The 16,784-nt window shown below is 62.5% G+C and carries 14 protein-coding genes and 2 pseudogenes; 11 read left to right on the top strand and 5 right to left on the bottom strand.

Annotated elements, in window-relative coordinates; genetic code table 11:
* Positions 1–138: 138 nt before the first annotated feature.
* Entirely contained in the window at positions 139–495 is a 357-nt protein-coding gene (queD, locus tag L9B60_RS30435) for a 6-carboxytetrahydropterin synthase QueD (protein WP_249674910.1), read from the bottom strand.
* A 48-nt stretch (positions 496–543) separates the two neighbouring features.
* Positions 544–1,626 carry a patatin-like phospholipase family protein gene (locus tag L9B60_RS30430; RefSeq protein WP_249674908.1) on the bottom strand — a complete coding sequence of 361 codons (1,083 nt, stop codon included), beginning with the start codon at positions 1,624–1,626 and terminating at the stop codon, positions 544–546.
* Between the two features lie 197 nt (positions 1,627–1,823).
* On the opposite strand from L9B60_RS30430, the gene L9B60_RS30425 reads away from it, so the two are divergent.
* The 4 genes from L9B60_RS30425 to L9B60_RS30410 are packed head-to-tail and all read left to right on the top strand — an operon-like array spanning position 1,824 to position 4,430.
* Positions 1,824–2,132 carry a PepSY domain-containing protein gene (locus L9B60_RS30425; RefSeq protein ID WP_249674906.1) on the top strand — a complete coding sequence of 103 codons (309 nt, stop codon included), beginning with the start codon at positions 1,824–1,826 and terminating at the stop codon, positions 2,130–2,132.
* The gene (locus L9B60_RS30420) at positions 2,132–2,443 is read left to right on the top strand and encodes a PepSY domain-containing protein (protein ID WP_249674904.1); all 312 of its coding nucleotides are present in this window, start codon (positions 2,132–2,134) and stop codon (positions 2,441–2,443) included. The genes L9B60_RS30425 and L9B60_RS30420 overlap by 1 nt, the downstream gene beginning before the upstream one ends.
* Positions 2,443–3,111: a response regulator transcription factor gene (locus tag L9B60_RS30415; RefSeq protein ID WP_249674902.1), complete on the top strand. Its 669-nt coding sequence runs from the start codon at positions 2,443–2,445 to the stop codon at positions 3,109–3,111. The genes L9B60_RS30420 and L9B60_RS30415 overlap by 1 nt, the downstream gene beginning before the upstream one ends.
* Complete coding sequence (locus tag L9B60_RS30410) at positions 3,108–4,430, top strand: sensor histidine kinase (protein ID WP_249674900.1); 1,323 nt, start codon at positions 3,108–3,110, stop codon at positions 4,428–4,430. Before L9B60_RS30415 ends, L9B60_RS30410 begins: the two co-directional genes overlap by 4 nt.
* Here the strand turns inward: L9B60_RS30410 and L9B60_RS30775 are convergent.
* Together L9B60_RS30775 and L9B60_RS30770 are read right to left on the bottom strand one after the other, a co-directional pair.
* Positions 4,415–5,011, bottom strand: a pseudogene (locus tag L9B60_RS30775) (methyl-accepting chemotaxis protein); the annotation flags it as partial. The gene L9B60_RS30410 and the pseudogene L9B60_RS30775 overlap by 16 nt on opposite strands.
* Before the next feature lie 261 nt (positions 5,012–5,272).
* A pseudogene (locus L9B60_RS30770) lies at positions 5,273–6,055 on the bottom strand (methyl-accepting chemotaxis protein); the annotation flags it as partial.
* A gap of 646 nt (positions 6,056–6,701) precedes the next feature.
* On the opposite strand from L9B60_RS30770, the gene L9B60_RS30400 reads away from it, so the two are divergent.
* Together L9B60_RS30400 and mrdA are read left to right on the top strand one after the other, a co-directional pair.
* The gene (locus L9B60_RS30400) at positions 6,702–7,787 is read left to right on the top strand and encodes an AI-2E family transporter (RefSeq protein ID WP_249674898.1); all 1,086 of its coding nucleotides are present in this window, start codon (positions 6,702–6,704) and stop codon (positions 7,785–7,787) included.
* 220 nt (positions 7,788–8,007) lie between these two features.
* Entirely contained in the window at positions 8,008–9,900 is a 1,893-nt protein-coding gene (gene mrdA / locus L9B60_RS30395) for a penicillin-binding protein 2 (protein ID WP_249674897.1), read from the top strand.
* Positions 9,901–10,055: 155 nt separating this feature from the next.
* On the opposite strand, the gene L9B60_RS30390 is transcribed toward mrdA, so the two are convergent.
* Entirely contained in the window at positions 10,056–11,204 is a 1,149-nt protein-coding gene (locus L9B60_RS30390; protein WP_249674896.1) for an aldose epimerase family protein, read from the bottom strand.
* 276 nt (positions 11,205–11,480) lie between these two features.
* Here L9B60_RS30390 and L9B60_RS30385 point away from each other — a divergent pair, with 276 nt between their 5' ends.
* The 5 genes from L9B60_RS30385 (at position 11,481) to araH (ending at position 16,750) form a co-directional block, all read left to right on the top strand.
* The gene (locus L9B60_RS30385) at positions 11,481–12,176 is read left to right on the top strand and encodes a FadR/GntR family transcriptional regulator (protein ID WP_249674895.1); all 696 of its coding nucleotides are present in this window, start codon (positions 11,481–11,483) and stop codon (positions 12,174–12,176) included.
* 30 nt (positions 12,177–12,206) lie between these two features.
* The gene (locus L9B60_RS30380; protein WP_249674894.1) at positions 12,207–13,079 is read left to right on the top strand and encodes an SMP-30/gluconolactonase/LRE family protein; all 873 of its coding nucleotides are present in this window, start codon (positions 12,207–12,209) and stop codon (positions 13,077–13,079) included.
* Positions 13,080–13,171: 92 nt separating this feature from the next.
* Positions 13,172–14,173: a substrate-binding domain-containing protein gene (locus tag L9B60_RS30375; RefSeq protein WP_249674892.1), complete on the top strand. Its 1,002-nt coding sequence runs from the start codon at positions 13,172–13,174 to the stop codon at positions 14,171–14,173.
* A gap of 78 nt (positions 14,174–14,251) precedes the next feature.
* On the top strand, positions 14,252–15,766 hold the full coding sequence (gene araG / locus L9B60_RS30370) for an L-arabinose ABC transporter ATP-binding protein AraG (protein ID WP_249674891.1): 1,515 nt from the start codon (positions 14,252–14,254) through the stop codon (positions 15,764–15,766).
* 18 nt (positions 15,767–15,784) lie between these two features.
* Positions 15,785–16,750 (top strand): L-arabinose ABC transporter permease AraH, encoded by a 966-nt coding sequence (araH, locus tag L9B60_RS30365; RefSeq protein ID WP_249674890.1) that lies wholly within the window; start codon positions 15,785–15,787, stop codon positions 16,748–16,750.
* The last annotated feature ends 34 nt before the right edge of the window (positions 16,751–16,784 follow it).

Below are 16,784 nucleotides of genomic sequence, written 5' to 3'. Positions count from 1 at the left end.
AGGCCTGATGGATATGTGGTGGCTTTTTCGCGGATGAATCCGCTCCTACAAGAGCGGATTGATCCGCGAACCACACGCCAGTAAACCCAAGGCACAAAAAAACCACCGCAAGGGTGGTTTCTTGAGTACCTCGATACCTCAGTCGCCGTAATACTCACAGCCGCTGGTGCACGTCTCATGGATGCGGATCTTCGACAACTCCGGCAGTAGCGGCTTGAGCTGCTCCCAGATCCACTTGGCCAGCACTTCGCTGGTGGGGTTTTCAAGCCCCGGGATGTCGTTCAGGTAGTTGTGGTCCAGGCGCTCGTAGAGCGGCTTGAAAATCGCCTTGATCTCGGAGAAATCGCGGATCCAGCCGGTGTGCGGGTCAACCGGGCCGCTCAAGTGGATGGCCACCTTGAACGAGTGCCCGTGCAGGCGGCCGCATTTATGGCCTTCGGGCACGTGGGGCAGGCGGTGGGCGGATTCGAACGTAAACTCTTTGAAAATTTCCACAGTACTGAGCTCTAAAAACCGATGCAGTTGCGAAGTTTATCAGCAACCCTACAGCAAGGGTTGCAGATGTTCGCCCAGGCGATTTTTTTCCGTAAGCTCCAGAAAATCATCCCCCAGGCGCTGGCTTTCACTCATTGCGGTTTGCCAGTAGCGTTGGCGAGCGGTGTCATTGCCCATGAAGCGCTTGAAGTCGCTGCGGTCAGGCAGCTTGCCGTGCGGCAGGCGGGCCAGGTATTCACGCGAGGGGGCCAGCAGCAGCACGTTCTGCAAGCGTTGGCTGTTGCCCCGTCGCCAGGGCAGGGCCTTGTCGAACCAGCCGGGGATGACTTTGTCGGTGAAGTGCGGGTACAGCACGATGTCGTCGCCGCAGTAAGGCAGGTCCAGATGGTAGTCCAGCAAGCCGCCATCGCGGAAGGTGCCACTGCCGGCCCCAGGCAGGTCGCGTACGCCCTGCATCACCATGGGGATGGAGCCGGAGGCCAGCAGGGCCTGGCGCAGGTTGCCCGTGTTAAGTGCGAGCAGGCGCGAGGGAAAGTCGGTCAGTGGGTGCAAGGGCGGCGCCAGGCGCTCGTCGTGTACGATCAGCCGCTCGAAATGCCGCGACAGGCGCGGCCGGCCGATCAAGTTGTTGGCGATTACCGAAGACAGGCCTAGGCCCAGGCGGCCGCGGTGGTCGTCGGCCAACAGGCCTCGGCTTTTCACCACCATAATGTTCAAGCGGTAATGCGCATTGCTCAGCACCTGGGCGTCGCGGCCCGCCAAAAGCTCATCAAGCATGCGATGGCAGCTCTGGCTGACTTCGGCCATGGTCACGCCCTTGGCAAAACATTGTTCGTTGTACAGGCGGCCGAGCAGGCGCAGGCCTTCGACCGGGTCGGGCAGGCAGGCACTGGCGAACCGCCAGGAGCCGATCGATGCGCCGATCAATGAGCGCTCGCGGGGTGCGCGTGCCAGCCAGTCACCAAACAGCGCCAGGTCCAGCCCTTGGATGCCCAAGGCTTTTGGCCCCCCGGCAGCGCCTGGCAAGGTGCCGACGTCGGCGGGGCTCAAGCCGTCCTTGCGGATCAGTGCCATTGCCCGCGGGCCTGCCTTGAGGCTCAGGGCGGGGTACTTGATCTGGATCGCACTCATCAATCGTCCTCTTCTGACCGCTAGATTATAAAGTGCGTACGTATTGGGTACAAAGGTCCCACACGATTCACAGCACGCCCCTGCAAGCCAGGCCGGGCCGGGATCGGCTATCATCGTCGTCCGTTTATTTCAGTTTCAATTAAGTTGGGTTCGCTACAGTGGGCTCCGTAAGCACTTATCAATAACGGAGAAACACCATGAAAACTTTGACTGCCTTGTTTACCGTCGCCGCCCTTGGCCTGTCGGCTGGTATTGCCCAAGCCCGTGACCTGGGCCCGGACGAAGCGCTCAGGCTGCGTGATGCCGGTACCATCCAGTCGTTCGAGAAACTCAACGCGGCAGCGCTGGCCAAACACCCAGGCGCGAAAATCCATGAAACCGAGCTTGAAGAACAATTTGGCAAGTACATCTACCAGGTCGAGTTGCGCGACGCCAACAACGTGGAGTGGGACATCGAGCTGGATGCCGTCAGCGGCGCCATTCTCAAGGACCATCAGGACACCTGATGCGCACTGAGGCGCGGTCCCTGGTACTGCTGCTGGCCTTGCTCGCTGCCTGCCCTGTCGCGGTAGCCCGCGACCTGGACCAGGACGAAGCCTTGCGCCTGCGCCAGCAGGGGGTGATCCTGCCTCTGGAACAATTGCTCAAGCAGGCCCTGGATCGTTACCCGGGGTCCAAGCTGCTGGAGGCGGAACTGGAAGTCAAACACGGTTCGTACCATTACGAGGTGGAGCTGATCACCGCGCAAGGGGTTGTGCGTGAGATCAAGTTCGAAGCCAGTACCGGCCAACTGCTCAAGGACGAGGAAGACGACTGATGCGCCTGTTGCTGGTGGAAGACAACGTGCCCCTGGCCGATGAGTTGCTGCGTGACCTCAAGGGGCAGGGGTATGCAGTGGACTGGCTGGCCGATGGTCGCGACGCGGTGTACCAGGGCTGTACCGAGCCGTACGACCTGATCATCCTGGACGTGGGCCTGCCGGGCCTGTCCGGGCTTGAAGTGCTGCAGCAATGGCGCTCCGGGGGGCTGGCCACGCCGGTCCTCATGCTCACTGCGCGAAGCTCCTGGGCCGAGCGAATCGAGGGCCTCAAGGCCGGCGCCGACGATTACCTGGCCAAACCTTTCCACCCTGAAGAGCTGCAGTTGCGTATCCAGTCGTTGCTGCGCCGGGCGCGGGGGCTGGCGAACCAGCCGCAGTTGCAGGCCGCTGGCTTGCAGTTGGACGAAGGGCGCCAGTGCGTGACGCTGGGCGACAATGACATCCAGCTCACGGCGGCCGAGTTTCGCCTGCTGCGTTATTTCATGCACCACCCCGGGCAAATCCTTTCCAAAAGCCACTTGGCCGAACACTTGTATGACGGCGAAACCGAGCGCGATTCCAACGTGCTGGAAGTGCACGTCAACCACCTGCGCCGCAAGCTGGGCCGAAGCGTGATCGAGACCCGCCGTGGCCAGGGCTATCGGTTTGGCGGGGCAGGGGCATGAAATCGATCCAGGCCAAGCTCAGCCTCGGGCTGATCAGCGTCCTGGTCGTGGTCGGCCTGGTGGCCGCGCAACTGAGCCTGTGGCTATTCGAGGTGGGCCTGCAGCGCTACCTGGAGGCCGGCCTGCGCAACGAGAGCGAGAACATCCTGGTCGCCCTGGTGCGGGGCCCCAACGGGCTGCAGTTGGATGAGCGCAGGTTGTCCCCGGCCTATGAGCGGCCTTTTTCCGGTCACTATTTCCGCGTCGATTTTCCCGATGGCCACTGGCGCTCGCGCTCGCTGTGGGACCAGGAGTTGCCACAGCCGACCACCGCTGGCCTGCACGCAGGCTTGAGCCTGGGCCCCGAGGGCCAGTTGCTGCTGGTGTTGCGTGGCGACTATCGGCGCCTGGGCCAACCCCTGTCGATCAGCGTGGCGCAAGACTACACCCCGGTGCGCGAGAGCTTTCAGCGCTTGCGCCAGATCGGCATCGGCATCGGCCTGGCCGCGCTGGCACTGATCCTTATACTGCAACGGCTCACCGTGAAGCGCTCGCTGCGCCCCCTGGAAAAAGCCCGCGAGCAGATCGCCCAGTTGCAACAAGGGCAGCGCAGCCAGCTGGACGGTGACGTGCCGCTTGAGCTTGAGCCACTGGTGGCCCAGATCAACCACCTGCTGGCCCACACCGAGGACAGCCTGGCGCGCTCGCGCAATGCCTTGGGTAACCTGGGCCACGCCCTGAAAACGCCCTTGGCGGTGCTGGTCAGCCTGGCGGCCAGCGAACGCTTGGCGCAGCAACCCCAGGTACGCCAATTGATCGAAGAGCAACTGGCGCAGATCCAACAACGCCTGGGCCGCGAGCTCAACCGAGCGCGGCTGGCTGGCGATGCGTTGCCGGGCGCGCAGTTCGACTGTGACCTGGAATTGCCGGGCCTGTTCGCGACCTTGAGCATGATCCACGGCAGTGAGCTGGCCATGACCCGGCAGGTGCCTGACGGGCTGAAGATCCCCTGGGATCGTGAAGACCTGCTCGAAGTGCTCGGCAACCTGCTGGACAACGCCTGCAAGTGGGCCGACAGCGAAGTGCGCCTGTGCATACTGGGCGGCGAGGCGACGGTGCAGATCTGGGTAGAGGACGACGGCCCGGGTATCCCCCAAGCCCGTCATGCGCAAGTGCTCGACCGCGGTTCACGCCTGGACGAGCAAGTCATCGGCCATGGCCTGGGCCTGGGTATCGTGCGCGATATCGTCGAGGCCAGGGGCGCAAGCCTGGCCTTGTCCGCAAGCCCACTGGGTGGGCTGCGGGTAACGATTGCGTTGGCGCTTCACACGCGAAACTGATCCATCAGGCCCTGTTGCTGGTTGGCCAGGCTGTTGAGGCTCTGGCTGACCCGTGCCGATTCGTTGGCCTGGCCCGACAACGACTCGGTGACGTCGCGAATGGTCGAGACGTTGCTGGTGATTTCCTCGGCCACCGCGCTCTGCTCTTCGGCGGCGCTGGCGATTTGCAGGTTCATGTCGTTGATCACCGTCACCGCATCGCCGATCTGGCGCAGGGCATTGACGGCCTGGCCCACTTGCTCGACGCTGCCCTGTGCCTGGCGATGGCTGTTGTTCATGGCGCCAACCACGTCTTGGGTACCACTTTGCAGGTGTTCGATCACCTGGCGGGTTTCCTCCACCGACTCCTGAGTGCGCCGTGCCAGGTTGCGCACTTCGTCGGCCACCACCGCGAAACCGCGCCCGGCTTCACCGGCGCGCGCCGCTTCGATAGCGGCGTTCAACGCCAGCAGGTTGGTCTGCTCGGCGATGGAGCGGATCACCTCCAGCACCGTGCCGATCTTCTCGCTGCTGGCCGCCAGGCCTTCCACCTGGCCCATGGCCGAACTCATGTCGCTGGCCAGTTGATCAATGCTGCGGGTGGTCTGGTCGATTACCTTCAAGCCTTGCTGGGTCGCCTGGTCGGCGTCGCGGGCGGCCTGCGCGGCCAGGGCTGCGCTGCGGGCCACGTCTTGGGCGGTGGCGGTCATTTCGTGCGAGGCGGTGGCCACCTGGTCTACCTGGCGGTATTGCTGCTCCATGCCGGCGCTGGTCTGGCTGGCGATGGCCGCCGACTGATCGGCGGTGGCGCGCGCATCCTGCACCGATCGCTTCACCTGAGCGATGATCGGCTGCAATTTATCCAGGAAACGGTTGAACCAACCGGCCAGTTCGCCAAGCTCGTCGCGCTTGTCGTAGGCCAGGCGCCGGGTCAGGTCGCCTTCACCGCTGGCAATGTCCTTGAGCATCGCGGCCACCCCCAGGATCGGCCGGGTCACGCTGCGGGCCATCAGCCACACCAGCAACAGGCCAATGACCGCTGCCAGCAGGCCCAGGCTCAGTTCAATCAGGCTGCCTTGGCGATTTTCGCTGTCCAGTTGGGTCCTCAAGGCTTCGGCAGGGGCGACCAGCACCTGGCTCGGCACGTCCAGCAGTACCCCCCAGGGTTTTGCGCCGGGGATGGGGGCGAAAGGGGCGATGATCTTCAGCCGATCGCCTTGGCGCACGCTCATGGCATGCTGGCTGGCGGCAAGCAGGCGGATCAGTTCGCTGCCGTTTTTCGGATCGACCTGGTCCAGGCGTTTGGCTAATTGGCTGGCGTCCGGGCTGTAGCCGGCCAGCAGGCCCGCGGGGCTGAGGATGCTGACCAGGGTCTGGCCTTGGTAGAGTTTTTGGCTGGCTTGTTGGCTGACGGCCTGCAAGCTTTCCAGGTTGATGTCCACCGACAGCGAGGCGATCACTTTGCCATCGAGTATCAGCGGGAAGGCGATGCTGGTCATCAGCACGTCCTTGCCATCGATCTTGTAGAAATAGGGCTCCATCACGCAGGTGTCGAGCTTGGCGCGCGGGCAGCTGAACCAGGTGTTGTTGGCCTCGCCGCTGGGGCCTGCGCTGGTGTCGGCGATGTCGGCCTCAGGGATGGTCATGGAAGTTAGCTGGCCGGCCACCGGCTGCGACCAGTACAGCGAGAACCGGCCCTTGTCGTTGCTGCCCAGGTCTTTCTGGTCGGCGAACAGCTCATCCTTGCCGTCCAGGCCGTTCAATTCAAACACCAGCGAAATGCCCAACAGGCTCGGGTTGGCCTGCAGCGCCGATTTGACCTGGCGGGTCAGGTCTTCGCGCAGGTCATAGGCATCCAGAAAGCGCTTCTGCGCCTGGTCGCGCAAGAACAGCACCTGGCGCGAGAAACCCTTGCCATATTGGAAGCTGTCCATGAATTGCTGGCGGATGGCCAGTGCCTGCACTTCGCCTTGGGATTCGATACGCGCTTGGGCAGCCTCGTTGAGCATGTCCATGCTACGGCCCTGCACCAGTTCCGAGCTGCGCTCCATGCGGTACAGCGACAGGCCCACCAGCAGGGTGACGATGCCGATCAGGCACAGCCCGGCGAGGGAGGTGATTTTCCACTGGATGGAGAGTTGTTTGAGCGACATCGTGGGCCCCTTGGGCGGTTACGGCAAAGTCCGCCTTTTATATCGGCCACCCAGGCAATTTATTGAGCAGTAAAACTTGGCGCGCCAGGTGATGACTAATGAACAGGACCGCTGTGCGTCTTGCTGACATGGATCGAACATGAACCAAACCAACCTGCAACATAAGTCATTGCTGTGCCTGTTGATTCTGATAACCCTGGCGTTCCTGTGGATCCTGTTGCCGTTTTATGGTGCCGTGTTCTGGGCGGTGATCCTGGGCATTGTGTTTGCCCCGCTGCAGCGCCGCCTGGCGCTCAAGTTTGGCCGCCGGCGCAACCTGGCGTCGATCTCCACGCTGTTGATTTGCCTGGTGATCGCCATTTTGCCGGTGATCGTGGTCAGTGCGTTGCTGGTGCAAGAGGGCGCGGCGCTGTACGCCAATGTCGAAAGCGGCAAGTTGGACATCGCCGGCTATATCGCCCAGTTCAAACACGCCTTGCCGCCGTACTTCCAGCATTTGCTGGACCGCATGGGCATGGGCAACCTGGAGGGGTTGCGCGACAAAATCGCCAAGGGCGCCATGCAGGGCAGCCAATACTTTGCCAGCCAAGCGTTCAGCTTTGGCCAAGGCACGTTCGACTTCATCATCAGTTTCGGCATCATGCTCTACCTGTTGTTCTTCTTTTTGCGTGACGGGCCGGAGCTGGTGCGCAAGATCCGCACTGCCGTGCCCTTGGCTGAACACCAGAAGCGTCGCCTGCAACTGAAGTTCAACCGCGTGGTACGGGCCACCGTCAAAGGCAACCTGGTCATGGCCGTGACCCAGGGCGCGCTCGGCGGCTTTATCTTCTGGGTGCTCGACATCCCCAGTGCGTTGCTCTGGGCCGTGGTCATGGCTTTCCTGTCGTTGCTGCCAGCGGTGGGCGCCGGGGTGGTCTGGGCGCCGGTGGCGGCTTATTTCCTGTTGAGCGGCGAAACCTGGCAGGGCGTGGTGCTGACGGCCTATGGTATTTGCGTGATCGGCCTGGTCGACAACGTGCTGCGCCCCATCCTGGTGGGCAAGGACACGCGCATGCCCGATTACCTCGTGCTGCTCTCCACGGTCGGCGGCCTGGCGGTGTTCGGCCTCAACGGTTTCGTGATCGGGCCGTTGATCGCCGCATTATTCATGTCGGCCTGGGGAATCTTCACCAGCGAGAAAAAACAGGTCCGGCTCCCGCAGGACCGGGCTCCAAGCGACCAATAACCTGCCTCAGACACAGGTCGCTACGTCGGCGTAGCGACCTTCAGCCTTGAGGCCGATGGCCTGCATTCGTTACCATCGCGCACGCCGTGCTTTTCACCTACGGCTGTTACCTCATTTTCCTACGCCAGGATGGCGTTTTTGCCCTGAACCCCGTGCCCGGAGCCTTGGCCCCGGCGTGGCTGCGTTCATTTCATCGTTATGTATTTTTTGAGCGGTACCGATGCCTCAACCCATTCCACTGAAAGATCACGAAATCGAGAAACGCCTGGTCAATCGGCGCCTGATTGCCTGCGCCGTATTCGTGCTCGCCTTGAGTTTTGCCCTGGTCGGGCGCTTGTACTTCCTGCAAGTGATCGAGTTTGCCTACCATTCGACGATTTCCGAGAACAACCGCGTCCACGTGCTGCCCATTGCGCCGGAGCGCGGGCTGATCTACGACCGCAACGGCGTGTTGCTGGCCACCAACCGGCCCAGCTTCAACATGACCCTGACCCGCGAGCGCGCCGGTGACTACAACAAGGTGCTCGATGAAGTGACCCAGGTACTGGGCCTGAGCGAGGACGACCGCAAGCAGTTCGACAAGGACCTCAAGCGCGTACGCCATCCGTTCGAGCCGGTTACGCTGATGTACGAGCTCAGCGAGGAGCAGATCGCCAAGATCGCGGTCAACCAGTACCTGTTGCCCGGCATCGACGTAGAAGCGCAGTTCGTGCGCGAATACCCCCAGGGTGAGCATTTTGCCCACTCGGTGGGTTTTGTCGGGCGCATCAACGAGAAAGAGTCCAAGCAGCTCGACAACACCGAATACCGTGGCACCCAGTCGATCGGCAAGACCGGCATCGAACGCTTTTACGAAAACGAGCTGCACGGCCACGTGGGCTACGAAGAGGTCGAGACCAACGCCCAAGGCCGCGTGATGCGGGTGCTGAACCACACCGACCCGGTGCCGGGCAAAAACATCGTGCTGAGCCTGGACATCAAGCTGCAGGAGGCGGCCGAGCACGCCTTGGGCGACCGTCGTGGCTCGGTGGTGTGCATCGACCCGGACACCGGCGAAGTCTTGGCCATGGTCAGCAAGCCCAGCTTCGACCCCAACCTGTTCGTCACCGGTATCAGCTTCAAGCAATACGCGGCGCTACGCGATTCCATCGACCGACCGCTGTTCAACCGTACCCTGCGCGGCCTGTACGCGCCGGGGTCGACCATCAAGCCGGAAGTGGCCATCGCAGGCCTGGATAGTGGCGTGACCACGCCCCAGGCGCGGGTGTTTGACCCTGGTTACTACCAACTGCCCAACTACGACCATAAATACCGCAACTGGAACCGCTCCGGTGATGGCTGGGTGGACATGGACGCGGCGATCATGCGCTCCAACGACGTGTATTTCTATGACCTGGCGCACAAGCTGGGCATCGATCGCCTGCACGACTACATGACCAAGTTCGGCCTGGGCCAGAAGGTCTCGCTGGACATGTTCGAAGAGGCGCCGGGCCTGATGCCGTCCCAGCAATGGAAGCGCGCCACGCGCCGCCAGGCGTGGTTCCCGGGTGAAACGCTGATCTTGGGCATTGGCCAGGGCTACATGCAGGTCACGCCGCTGCAACTGGCGCAGGCCACCTCGTTGATTGCCGCCAAGGGCGTGTGGCACCGCCCGCACCTGGCCGAGACGGTGGGTGGGGTCGCGCCGGTGGACGAGAACCCGATGCCGAACATCGTGCTGCGTGACCCGCGCTACTGGGATCAGGTGAACCACGGCATGCAGTTGGTGATGCACGACCCGCGCGGTATCGCACGGGCGGCGGCGCAAGGCGCCCAGTACCGCATTGCCGGCAAGAGTGGTACCGCGCAGGTGGTGGCGATTAAGCAGGGCGAGCGCTATAACCGCCTCAAGACCCTGGAGCGCAACCGCGACAACGCCTTGTTCGTCGGCTTCGCGCCAGCCGATCACCCCAAGATCGTGGTGGCCGTGATGATCGAGAACGGCGAGGCGGGTGGCCGTGTGGCAGGCCCGGTGGTGCGCGAGATCATGGACGCCTGGTTGCTGGACCAGGATGGCAAGCTCAAGCCGCAATACGCCGCACCGGCCAAGCCACCGGGTGATCCGCACGTCTGACCGCTGCGGCCGCGAAAAGGCCGCCATGGTGTATCAGGTTATACAAGGCGCTCTTTTCGCGGATAAATCCGCTCCTACAAGGGGTCGCGCTCATCTGTAGGAGCGAAGCCAGCGCCGCGGTGTATCCAACACCCCGGCGCCAGCGTGTGCGAATGTCAGTGCGTGCTAAACCTGAAAATCGTCGTTTGGGTGTACGCCTTGCCCGGGTCCAACCGCGTGCTCGGGAAGTTCGGCTGGTTGGGGGCATCCGGGTAGTGCTGGGTTTCCAAGGTAAAGGCGCCCCAGTGCGGGTAAGTCTTGCCCCCCTTGCCGTGAATGCTGCCATCCAGGAAGTTGCTGGTGTACAGCTGCACCCCAGGCTCGGTGGTGTAGAGCTGCAACAGGCGGCCTGAAGCCGGGTCGTGCACCTGGGCTGCCAGTTTGCCGACATCCCCTTTGGTGTCCAGCACCCAGTTGAAGTCAAAGCCGCCTTGCTTGGGTTCGGCGTATTTCAATTGCGGGTGGTCGGCCTTGATGTCCTTGCCCAGCGCCTTGGGCGTGAGGAAGTCCATGGGCGTACCCGCCACCTTCGGCAACTCGCCGGTGGGGATCAGTTTCTCGGTGACCGGGGTGTACTCGGAGGCGTGCAGCGTGGCCACCTGCTTGAGGATATCGCCATTGCCAGCGCCGGCCAGGTTGAAATAGCTGTGGTTGGTCAGGTTCAGCACGGTCGGCTTGTCGGTGGTGGCGTGGTACTGGATCTTCAGCTCGTTTTTCTCATTCAGGCTGTAGGTGACCACGGTGGTCAGCGTACCCGGGAAGCCCATCTCGCCATCTGGCGACACATACGTAAGCTTCACGCCCACCGAGTCCTTGCCATTGCTGGGCTCGGCTTTCCACACGTGTTTGTCGAACCCTTGGGTACCGCCGTGCAGGGCGTTGGTCTTGTCGTTGGTGGGCACCTGGTACTGCTTGCCGTCCAGGCTGAACTGGCCACCGGCCAGGCGGTTGCCGAAGCGCCCGATGGTCGCGCCGAAGTACACGGTGGGGTTGGCCTGGTAGCCCTTGATGTCATCGAAGCCCAGTACCACGTCTTCGCCCTTGCCATGCTTGTCGGGTACTACCAGCGATTGCAGCACGCCGCCATAGGTGATGACGCTGGCGTGCATGCCGTGGCTGTTGCTCAGGGTGTATTTTTCCAGCGCGGTGCCGTCGGGCAATTGGCCAAAGCTTGAGCGTTCATTGGTCAGGCCGGCGGCCTGGGCAGACAGCGTGGCGATCATCAGGGACAGTCCCAAGGTGGTGAGTTTGAAAGCGGCGTTCATCGTATCGACCTTCCTTTGTTGTTGTTTTTGAAAGCGCAACCGTCAATTGGTAATACTATTTACGGCTTAAATTTACCGTGACAGCCTTTATAGTTCATAAAACACCACTTGAAAAACAAATGGTAATACTATTTAGTGGTGTCAGGTGTCGCGAGCCGTTGATGGGGTAGACCGGATCCATTGGCAGAGGTTCGCCGGCGTGCGATGTGATTTGACGGCCAATCATATGATGATTAGCCTCCAGGCAGGCAGTCCAGACCTGGGGAGGCAAAGGCCATGAGCAGTAACTATCACGCGTCGACGGTCGATCGGCTGGGTTCGATGATCGCGGCCAGGCAGGTCGAGCCCGGCCAGACGCTCAAGGTCGAAGCGGGTTTGTGCCAAGAGCTGGGCGTGAGCCGTACCGTGGTGCGCGAGGCGATCAAGACGCTGGTGGCCAAGGGCATGCTGGAAGTCGGGCCCAAGGTGGGCACGCGGGTATTGCCGGTACGCAGCTGGAATTTGTTTGACCCGCAGGTAGTGGGGTGGCTGGCCGAAAAGGGCTTGCCGGAGAATTTTGTGATGGACCTGCTGGACCTGCGCCGCACCATCGAGCCGATGGCGGTGCGCTGGGCCTGTGAGCGCGCAAGTGCTGCCCAGCTTGAAGAAATCCGCCAGGCCTACGCGCAGTTGGCGGCCTCGCTGGGTGACCGGCAGGCCTACAACCAGGCGGATCAGCGGTTTCACGAGGCGGTGCTGGCGGCCAGCCATAACCAGTTCATCGAGCAGATGCTGCCGGCGCTGGGCACCTTGCTGGCAGTGTCGTTCGACATGTCCTCGGCGGTGCCCCACGAATTGGGCAAGACCTTGCCGTTGCACAAGGAGTTGGCCGAGGCCATTTGTGCGCGGGATGTGGCGCGCGGGGTGTGGGCCTGCATGAGCCTGATCGAGGGCTCGGCGGCCACGATTTCAGGTTATTACGCACAGCAATGAAGGCTCGACAATAATAAAGAAGGGCGTTTGATGAACTGGCAAGCGATCACCCCACACCGATTCAAATTGGCGGAAGGGCCTTTCTGGGACCCGCCCACCGGCGCCTTGTACTGGGTCGACATCGCCGGTTTCAAGGCCTGTCGCCTGCAGGGCGACACGTTTGAGCACTGGCAACTCAGTGAACCGGTGTCTGCCTTCATTCCTGCCGAGCGGGGCGATGCCTTGGTGACCCTGGCCAGTGGCGTGTATCGCCTGGACCTGCAATCACCCAGCGACGCGCCCGGGCTCAGCCTACTCTGCGTCGCCGACCCGCACGCCGGGAACCGCGCCAACGAGGCGCGCTGCGATGCCAAGGGCCACCTGTGGCTGGGCAGCATGCAAAACAACCTGGACGAGGAGGGCGCTGACCTGCCGCTCACGCGTCGCAGCGGCGGCCTGTTTCATGTCGACCACCAGGCGTGGGTCACGCCGTTGCTGGCCGGCCAAGGCATCGTCAACACTTTGTTGTGGAGCCCTCAGGGCGATGCTCTGTACAGCGCCGACACCCTGGACGGGGTGATCTACCGGTACCCGATCAACCCCGGGCCTGTGCTGGGTGAACGCCAGGTACATGCCGGCCGGCACCCGCGGGGCGCGCCCGACGGCTCTGCCATGGATGCCGAGGGGTTTATCTGGAATGCCCGCTGGGACGGTGGCTGCCTACTGCGTTTTGCCCCCGATGGGAGGGTCGACCGAGTCATCGAACTGCCCTTGTGCCACCCCACCAGTTGCGTGTTCGGCGGGCCGGACCTGCGCACCTTGTTTGTCACCAGCAGCGCGCAGGTGCCGGGCCCCTTCGAGGGTGCGGTGATGGCGGCCCAGGTGGATGTGCAGGGGGCGCCGTGCCACCGCTACAGTGGGTGACACTACGTTACATTCGTTTCAATCGTAATATGATAAGACTGTAAAACCACTGCTGGACGCTGTAGCTATTCAATAAAAATAAGGAGTTAGCTATGTTGAGTCGTCACGGGATTCGCTCCCTGTGCTGCGCCGCCGTTGCCACCGCCATCCTGGGCTTTGGCGCGGCTGCATCCGCCGAAGAAATCAAGATCGGCTTCCTGGTCAAGCAACCTGAAGAACCCTGGTTCCAGACCGAATGGGCCTTTGCCGAAAAAGCCGGCAAGGACAAGGGCTTCACGGTGCTCAAGATCGCCGTGCCAGACGGCGAGAAAACCCTTTCTGCCATCGACAGCCTGGCCGCCAACGGCGCCAAGGGCTTTGTCATCTGTGCGCCGGACGTGTCCCTGGGCCCGGCCATCGTCGCCAAGGCCAAGGCCAACGGCTTGAAGGTGATGGCCGTGGACGACCGCTTCGTCGACGCCAGCGGCAAATTCATGGAAGACGTGCCGTACCTGGGCATGGCCGCCTTCGAGGTCGGCCAGAAGCAGGGCCAGGCCATGGCCGATGAAGCCAAGAACCGCAAATGGGATTGGAAAGACACCTATGCGGTGATCAACACCTACAACGAACTGGACACCGGCAAGAAGCGCACCGACGGCTCGGTCGACTCCCTGAAGAAGGCCGGCCTGCCAGACGACCACATCCTCTACACCGCGCAAAAAACCCTCGACGTGCCGGGCAGCATGGACGCCACCAACTCGGCGCTGGTCAAGCTGCCGGGCGCGGCGAAAAACCTGATCATCGGCGGCATGAACGACAACACCGTGCTGGGTGGCGTGCGCGCCACCGAGAGCGCGGGGTTTGCGCCAGCCAACGTGATCGGCGTGGGCATCAACGGCACCGACGCCATTGGCGAGCTGAAAAAGACCGACAGTGGCTTCTTCGGCTCGATGCTGCCCAGCCCCGACAAAGAGGGCTACAACACCGCCGCCCAGATGTACGAGTGGGTCACCACCGGCAAGGAACCCCCCAAGTACACCGCCATGGATGACGTGACCCTGATCACGCGCAAGAACTTCCAGGAAGTGCTGACCAAAATCGGCCTGTGGAACTGAAACGCGCGGCCTGATCCGTCAGGCTGACATCGGCAAGGCCGCGCTTCGCCTCCCGGAGCGCGGCCAGGGAGTGGTTTGATGCTCGAACACAACTTGCCAGGCGAGAGCCTGCGTTTTACCGGTATCGGCAAGAATTTCCCAGGCGTGCGGGCGCTCTCGGACATCAGTTTCGAGGCGCGCCCCCACAGCGTGCACGCGCTGATGGGCGAGAACGGCGCAGGCAAGTCGACCCTGCTGAAGATCCTGGGTGGGGCCTATCAACCCAGCGCAGGCCACCTGCAAATCGGCGAGCGCACCATGGCCTTCAAGTCGGCGGCCGACAGCATCAACAGTGGCGTGGCGGTGATCCACCAAGAGCTGCATTTGGTGCCGGAAATGACCGTTGCCGAAAACCTGCTGCTCGGCCACATGCCGTCGCGTTTTGGCCTGGTCAACCGCGGGGCGATGGTGCGCCGCGCCCGTGAACTGCTCAAGGGGCTGGCCGACGAGATCGATCCGAACATGCGCCTGGGCAGTTTGTCCCTGGGCCAGCGGCAGTTGGTGGAAATCGCCAAGGCCATGTCGCGCAACGCCCACGTCATCGCCTTCGATGAGCCCACCAGTAGTTTGTCGGCCCGCGAGATCGAGCGGCTGATGACCATCATCGCCAAGCTGCGCGATGAGGGCAGGGTGGTGATCTACGTGTCGCACCGCATGGAAGAGATCTTCCGGATCTGCGATGCCGTCACGGTGTTCAAGGACGGCCGCTACGTGCGCACCTTCGAACAAATGAGCGAGCTGAGCCACGATCAACTGGTCACCTGCATGGTTGGCCGGGACATCCAGGACATCTACAACTACCGCGCCCGGCCCCATCAGGGCACGGCGCTGCAGGTGCGAGACCTCAAGGGCCCGGGGCTGCATGAACCGGTCAGTTTCGAGGTGCAAAAGGGTGAGGTGCTGGGTTTCTTCGGGCTGGTGGGGGCGGGGCGTACCGAACTGCTGCGCCTGCTGTCGGGCCTGGTGCGTAGCCAAGGCGGCAGCGTCACGCTGCAAGGCCAGGCGCTGGCCCTCAAGACCCCGCGCGATGCCATTGCCGCCGGCATTCTGCTGTGCCCCGAAGACCGCAAGAAGGAAGGCATCGTACCGCTGTCCAGCGTCGCCGAAAACATCAACATCGGCGCCCGCAGCCAGCACGCGACCTTTGGCTGCCTGCTGCAGGGCAAGTGGGAAAGCGAAAACGCCAAGCGCCAGATCAAGGCGCTGAACGTGAAAACCCCGTCGCCTGCCCAGCAGATCATGTACCTGTCGGGCGGCAACCAGCAGAAGGCCATCTTGGGCCGCTGGCTGTCGATGCCCATGAAAGTGCTGTTGCTGGACGAGCCTACCCGTGGCATCGACATCGGCGCCAAGGCCGAGATCTACCAGATCATCCACAACCTGGCGGCCGACGGCATCGCGGTGATCGTGGTGTCCAGCGACCTGATGGAGGTGATCGGCATCAGCGATCGCATCCTGGTGCTGAGCGAAGGCGCGCTCACCGGTGAAGTGCTGCGCCAGGATTTTGATGAATCAAGACTGCTGCAACTGGCGCTACCGCGTACGCGCGGCTAATAACAATACGAGGTGCTTATGTCTACTCCCACCACCCTGACCGCTCCACGGCAAGGACTCAACATGCGCCGCTTCCTCGATGACTGGGTCATGCTGCTGGCGGCCCTGGCGATCTTCGTGCTGTGCACGGTGTTCATCGACAATTTCCTTTCACCCCTGAACATGCGCGGCCTGGGCCTGGCGATTTCCACCACCGGCATCGCCGCCTGCACCATGCTCTACTGCCTGGCCTCGGGGCATTTCGACCTATCGGTCGGTTCGGTGATCGCCTGCGCCGGGGTCATCGCGGCCATCGTCATGCGTGCCACCGACAGCGTGTTCCTGGGCGTATCGGCTGCCTTGTTGATGGGCTTGGTGGTGGGCCTGATCAACGGCATCGTCATCGCCAAGCTGCGCATCAACGCCTTGATCGCAACGCTTGCGACCATGCAGATCGTGCGGGGCCTGGCCTACATCTTTTCCAACGGCAAAGCCGTGGGCGTGATGAACGAAGGCTTTTTCGTGTTCGGTAACGGCCAGATCGGCGGGGTGCCGGTGCCGATCGTGATCACCATCGTGTGCTTTGTGTTCTTCGGCTGGTTGCTCAACTACACCACCTACGGGCGCAACACCATGGCCATCGGCGGCAACCAGGAAGCCGCGCGCCTGGCTGGCGTGCACGTGGACCGCACCAAGATCATCATCTTTGCCGTGCACGGCCTGATCGGTGCGCTGGCCGGTGTGGTGCTGGCCTCGCGCATGACCTCGGGCCAGCCAATGATCGGCCAGGGCTTCGAGCTCACGGTAATCTCCGCCTGCGTGCTGGGCGGGGTGTCGCTCAGTGGCGGCATCGGCATGATCCGCCACGTAATCGCCGGGGTGCTGATATTGGCGATCATCGAGAATGCGATGAACCTGAAGAACATCGACACCTTCTACCAGTACGTGATTCGCGGCACCATCTTGCTGATCGCGGTGATCATCGACCGCCTCAAGCAGCGTTGAGGTAGCCGGCTACCGCCCTTGTCGTGTTGCCCCA

This window comes from Pseudomonas abieticivorans (genome assembly GCF_023509015.1).
Taxonomy (GTDB): domain Bacteria; phylum Pseudomonadota; class Gammaproteobacteria; order Pseudomonadales; family Pseudomonadaceae; genus Aquipseudomonas; species Aquipseudomonas abieticivorans.
This window is presented reverse-complemented; position numbering and strand designations above follow the sequence as displayed.

What these genes read in the sequence shown, in the direction of transcription:
- L9B60_RS30430 (WP_249674908.1), bottom strand. Translation starts at nt 1,626, where the DNA reads ATGAGTGCGATCCAGATCAAGTACCCCGCCCTGAGCCTCAAGGCAGGC.
- L9B60_RS30425 (WP_249674906.1), top strand. Translation starts at nt 1,824, where the DNA reads ATGAAAACTTTGACTGCCTTGTTTACCGTCGCCGCCCTTGGCCTGTCG.
- L9B60_RS30420 (WP_249674904.1), top strand. Translation starts at nt 2,132, where the DNA reads ATGCGCACTGAGGCGCGGTCCCTGGTACTGCTGCTGGCCTTGCTCGCT.
- L9B60_RS30415 (WP_249674902.1), top strand. Translation starts at nt 2,443, where the DNA reads ATGCGCCTGTTGCTGGTGGAAGACAACGTGCCCCTGGCCGATGAGTTG.
- L9B60_RS30410 (WP_249674900.1), top strand. Translation starts at nt 3,108, where the DNA reads ATGAAATCGATCCAGGCCAAGCTCAGCCTCGGGCTGATCAGCGTCCTG.
- L9B60_RS30400 (WP_249674898.1), top strand. Translation starts at nt 6,702, where the DNA reads ATGAACCAAACCAACCTGCAACATAAGTCATTGCTGTGCCTGTTGATT.
- mrdA (WP_249674897.1), top strand. Translation starts at nt 8,008, where the DNA reads ATGCCTCAACCCATTCCACTGAAAGATCACGAAATCGAGAAACGCCTG.
- L9B60_RS30390 (WP_249674896.1), bottom strand. Translation starts at nt 11,204, where the DNA reads ATGAACGCCGCTTTCAAACTCACCACCTTGGGACTGTCCCTGATGATC.
- L9B60_RS30385 (WP_249674895.1), top strand. Translation starts at nt 11,481, where the DNA reads ATGAGCAGTAACTATCACGCGTCGACGGTCGATCGGCTGGGTTCGATG.
- L9B60_RS30380 (WP_249674894.1), top strand. Translation starts at nt 12,207, where the DNA reads ATGAACTGGCAAGCGATCACCCCACACCGATTCAAATTGGCGGAAGGG.
- L9B60_RS30375 (WP_249674892.1), top strand. Translation starts at nt 13,172, where the DNA reads ATGTTGAGTCGTCACGGGATTCGCTCCCTGTGCTGCGCCGCCGTTGCC.
- araG (WP_249674891.1), top strand. Translation starts at nt 14,252, where the DNA reads ATGCTCGAACACAACTTGCCAGGCGAGAGCCTGCGTTTTACCGGTATC.
- araH (WP_249674890.1), top strand. Translation starts at nt 15,785, where the DNA reads ATGTCTACTCCCACCACCCTGACCGCTCCACGGCAAGGACTCAACATG.